Origin of the sequence: Sphingomonas sp. (genome assembly GCF_051962185.1) — a bacterium.
Classification (GTDB): domain Bacteria; phylum Pseudomonadota; class Alphaproteobacteria; order Sphingomonadales; family Sphingomonadaceae; genus Sphingomonas.
In genome coordinates this window covers 1-4,282 of record NZ_JBQCCN010000268.1, presented here as the reverse complement: position 1 = coordinate 4,282, position 4,282 = coordinate 1, and the positions used below count along the sequence as shown (strand labels likewise).

Here is a 4,282-nt window from a genome sequence, read left to right as displayed (position 1 = left end):
TCCGCGTCCGCCGTGTTCCGCCAGAACTGCCAGTAATCGTAAGGACTCAGGAGGTCGGCATTGAGCCACACCGCGCCGCTCGCCGTTTTGCCCATCTTCGCCCCGTCGGCCGTCGTGATCAGCGGGCTGGTCACTCCGAAGACCTCGGTCCCATCGATTCGCCGCGCCAGCTCGATGCCGTTGACGATGTTGCCCCACTGATCGGATCCGCCGAGCTGCATCCGGCACCCGACGCGCCGCGACAGTTCGAGGAAGTCGTAGGCCTGGAGGATCATGTAGTTGAATTCGAGGAAGGTCAGCGGCTGTTCCCGGTCGAGCCGAAGACGGACGCTGTCGAAAGTCAGCATCCGGTTGATCGTGAAATGCTTGCCCACCTCGCGCAGGAACGGGATGTATTCGAGCGTGTCGAGCCAATCGGCATTGTTGACGATGATGGCGTCGGAAGGGCCGTTGCCGAACGTCAGAAACCGCTCGAAGACCCGGCGGATCCCGGCGATGTTCGCGTCGATTTCTTCGTGCGTGAGCAACTTGCGGCTCTCGTCCTTGCCCGACGGATCGCCGACCTTGGTGGTCCCTCCGCCCATCAGCACGATCGGCTTGTGCCCTGACTGCTGCAGACGGCGTAGCATCATGATCTGAACCATCGACCCGACATGGAGCGAGGGCGCCGTTGCGTCGAACCCGATATAGCCGGGCACCACTTGCTTCGCCGCCAGCGCGTCGAGACCCGCCGCGTCGGTCATCTGGTGGATGTAGCCGCGCTCGTCGAGCAGGCGCAGCAGGTCGGACTTGTGTTCGGTCATGATGGCGGCGCCGGTAGCATTGCCGCTAGCGACTCGGCAACTTCGGCAATTGCGACAGCGGATCGACCGGCGTCCGGCCTTTCCGCAGCTCGAAATGGAGCTCGGGCCGGTCGGCGAAGCCGGTGTCGCCCGACAAGGCGATGGTCTGGCCGCGCTTCACCGCCTGGCCGCGCGTCACCATGATGCGGCTGGCGTGGCCATAGACGCTGGTCCAGCCGTCGCCATGGCGGACCATGACCAGCCCGCCGAGCCCGGCGATGCTGTCGGTCGTATAGATGACGACACCGTCCGCGACGGCCTTGATCGGCGTACCGATCGGCACCGCGATCTTGATGCCGTCGTTGCGCTCGCCGCTGGCGCCGGCGCCGAAGCGCTTGACGATATTGTTGCTCGCGACCGGCCAGACGAACGGACCGCTGAGCGGGGAGGGCGCGCCGACCGCGACCGAGGAGGGCAGGGGATGCCTGACCGACGCTGCCGGGCGCACCGGCCGGACATTGTCGGGAATGGCGGGCTCGCCGCCACCGGTCGCGATATCGCCCAGGTCGATCTTGAACGCCGCGGCACGCTCGGCGAGCGTCTGGGGCGGCCTGGCCCCGCCCGGGATCAGGATACGGCGGCCCGAACGCAGGACATAGGGCTCGATCAAGTCGTTGGCGGCGACGATGTCGGCCCATCGGACGCCATAGGCCCGCGCGATGGCGATCCCTGATTCGCCAGGCCGGACGAGATGATAGCGACCGCCCGGAATGCGCAGTTGCTGGCCGACCCGGATGGTGAAGGGCGGGTCGATGCCGTTGGCCCGCGCGATGATTTCCGACCCCGACCCGGTCGTGTCGGCGACGCGGCGCAAGGTGTCGCCCGGCTGCACGACATAGGTTGAATCAGGAATGATACGCGCGTCGGCGGTGACCGGCCGCGCTTCCCAGGCGGGCGGCGCGGACGGCGGCGCCGGCACCAGATCCTGCGGCGGCGGAGCCGGGTCGTAAGACGGCGCGGGCGCGGCATCCGCAGGCGGGCCATAATCCGTCTGCGGAATGCACCCCGCCAGCGTCATTGCCATGAATCCGATCGTCAGCACCCGCCCCCGCATGTGCCTCTCCCCCCGTCAGCGATACGCTTCGCCCAGCATAGCCATGGAATCGCGATGCGTCAGGTCCATCTGTAACGGCGTCACGGTGATGAAGCCGTGCTCGATCGCCTCCAGGTCGGTGTCGGCTGCCGGCGTATGCTCGACCCGGCCCAGCCCCATCCAGTAATAAGCGAAGCCGCGCGGATCGGTGCGCTCGATGACCTTGAGCCGGCCATAGTCGCGCAGGCCCTGGTTGACGACGCGCACGCCCTTGACCTCGTCGGGCAGGATCGGCGGGAAATTGACGTTGACGACGATGCGCGGATCGACCGGCGCGGCGATCAGCGGCGCCAGAACGCGCTCGCCCCAGGCTTCTGCCGTGTCGAAGGTCACGTCATGGCCGGGCGCCTCGGCGCCGTAGCGCTGGCTGATCGCGATCGAGCGGATGCCCGCCAGCGCGCCTTCCATCGCCGCGCCGATCGTGCCCGAATAGAATACGTCTTCGCCCAGATTGGCGCCGCGATTGACTCCCGACAGGATCAGGTCGGGTTTGGCATCGTGCATTACCCGGGCGAGCGCGAACATCACCGCGTCGGTCGGCGTGCCGCCGACGGCATAGCGGTTGTCGTCGAACCGCTTGACGCGGAGCGGCTCGGTCAGCGTCAGCGAGCGGCCCTTGCCCGATTGCTCCTCGGCCGGTGCGACGATGGTGATGTCGTCGGAGAATTTGCGGGCGAGGCGCTCCAGCACCGCTAGGCCGGGTGCGTGATAGCCGTCGTCGTTGGTGAGCAGGATGCGCATTTATTCCTCCCCGGAACGGGGAGGGGGACCGCGACGCGAAGCGGCGCGGTGGAGGGGGCCCAGCCCGAAACGAGCGGTAAGCGAGAAGGTGGCCGAGGGGTGGGCCCCCTCCACCATGCTTCGCATGGTCCCCCTCCCCGTTCCGGGGAGGATTGTCATGCGGATGGCTCCAGCCTGTTCAACCCTCCCAGATAAGGCTGCAGCGCGTCGGGAATGGCGACCGCGCCGTCTTCCTGCTGATAATTCTCCAGGATCGCGACCATCATCCGGCCGACCACCAGGCCCGAGCCGTTGAGTGTGTGGACGAAGGCGGGCTTGCCGTCGGCGTCGCGATAGCGCGCGTTCATCCGCCGCGCCTGGAAGTCGGTGCAGGTCGAGCAGCTCGAAATCTCGCGATAGCGGCCCTGGCCGGGTAGCCAGACTTCCAGATCGTAGGTTCTCGCCGCGGAGAAACCCATGTCGCCGGTGCACAATTTCATCCGCCGGAACGGCAGGCCGAGGAGTGTCAGCACATCCTCGGCCGCGGCGGTCATGCGCTCGTGCTCGGCTTCCGACTGGTCGGGCGGCACGATCGAGACCATCTCGGCCTTCTCGAACTGATGCTGGCGGATGAAACCGCGCGTGTCGCGGCCCGCCGCGCCGGCTTCGGAGCGGAAGCAGGGCGTCAGCGCGGTGAAGCGCAATGGCAGCTCGTCGGCGGCGAGGATCTTCTCGCGAACGATGTTGGTCAGCGACACTTCGGACGTGGGGATCAGCCAGCGCCCGTCCGTGGTCTGGAACAGATCCTCGGCGAATTTGGGCAATTGCCCGGTGCCGAACATCGCTTCGCTGCGGACCATCAACGGCGGCACGACTTCCTCATAGCCGTGATGCCGGGTCAGCACGTCGAGCCCGAACTGGCCGAGCGCGCGATTGAGCCGCGCGGCGGCACCGCGCACCAGAGTGAAGCGCGCGCCGGCCAGCGCGACGCCGGTCTCGAAATCGAGTCCCAGCGCTGGCCCGATCGCGTCGTGTTCGCGGATCTCGAACGCGAAGGCCGGTTTGGCGCCGCGCTCGTGCATCAACTGATTGTCGTCCTCGTCCGCGCCATCGGGGACATCGGCGAGTGGGAGGTTGGGGATACCCGCGAGCGCCTCGTCGAGCGCCGTTTCCGCGCTGCGCTCCTGCTCTTCGAGCTCCGGAAGCCGCGTCTTCAGCGTTGCGACTTCCGCCATCAACGCCTGGGCGCTCGCCTCGTCCTTCGCCGCCTTGGCCGCGCCGATCGCCTTCGACGCTTCGTTGCGGCGGGTTTGCCCCGCCTGCAGCTCGGTGATCACCGCACGACGCCTCTCGTCGAGTGCGAGCAGGTCCGACGCCATTGGCGACAGGCCGCGGCGGGCAAGGCCGGCGTCGAAGGCTTCGGGATTGTCGCGGATCTGGCGGATGTCATGCATAGCGGCGTGGCTATGGCGGGGCGCGGCGAGCCGCGCAACCCGGCGCGAGCCCGGGCGTTGGTCTTCCGAACGAGAGGAGACCGAGATGCAGCTTCGTCACAATATGCTGGTCGTCGTGGCCGACGGGCGCAAGGCGTTGTTCCTGCGCAACCAAGGCGACGGCGTGAACCCCA

4 protein-coding genes and 1 pseudogene are annotated in these 4,282 nt (G+C 67.4%); 1 reads left to right on the top strand and 4 read right to left on the bottom strand.

Annotated features, from left to right (window positions below):
* The 4 genes from tyrS to serS form a co-directional block, all read right to left on the bottom strand.
* On the bottom strand, positions 1 to 803 hold an 803-nt coding region (gene tyrS / locus ACTHJR_RS16945), incomplete at its 3' end, for a tyrosine--tRNA ligase (RefSeq protein ID WP_440524458.1).
* A gap of 25 nt (positions 804 to 828) precedes the next feature.
* A complete protein-coding gene (locus ACTHJR_RS16940; RefSeq protein ID WP_440524457.1) occupies positions 829 to 1,896 on the bottom strand; it encodes a peptidoglycan DD-metalloendopeptidase family protein in 1,068 nt (355 codons plus the stop codon).
* A gap of 15 nt (positions 1,897 to 1,911) precedes the next feature.
* Positions 1,912 to 2,676 carry a 5'/3'-nucleotidase SurE gene (gene surE / locus ACTHJR_RS16935; protein WP_440524456.1) on the bottom strand — a complete coding sequence of 255 codons (765 nt, stop codon included), beginning with the start codon at positions 2,674 to 2,676 and terminating at the stop codon, positions 1,912 to 1,914.
* 155 nt (positions 2,677 to 2,831) lie between these two features.
* The gene (serS, locus tag ACTHJR_RS16930; protein WP_440524455.1) at positions 2,832 to 4,109 is read right to left on the bottom strand and encodes a serine--tRNA ligase; all 1,278 of its coding nucleotides are present in this window, start codon (positions 4,107 to 4,109) and stop codon (positions 2,832 to 2,834) included.
* On the opposite strand from serS, the pseudogene ACTHJR_RS16925 reads away from it, so the two are divergent.
* Positions 4,099 to 4,282: pseudogene (locus ACTHJR_RS16925) on the top strand (host attachment protein); the annotation flags it as partial. The gene serS and the pseudogene ACTHJR_RS16925 overlap by 11 nt on opposite strands.

What these genes read in the sequence shown, in the direction of transcription:
- serS (WP_440524455.1), bottom strand. Translation starts at nt 4,109, where the DNA reads ATGCATGACATCCGCCAGATCCGCGACAATCCCGAAGCCTTCGACGCC.
- surE (WP_440524456.1), bottom strand. Translation starts at nt 2,676, where the DNA reads ATGCGCATCCTGCTCACCAACGACGACGGCTATCACGCACCCGGCCTA.
- ACTHJR_RS16940 (WP_440524457.1), bottom strand. Translation starts at nt 1,896, where the DNA reads ATGCGGGGGCGGGTGCTGACGATCGGATTCATGGCAATGACGCTGGCG.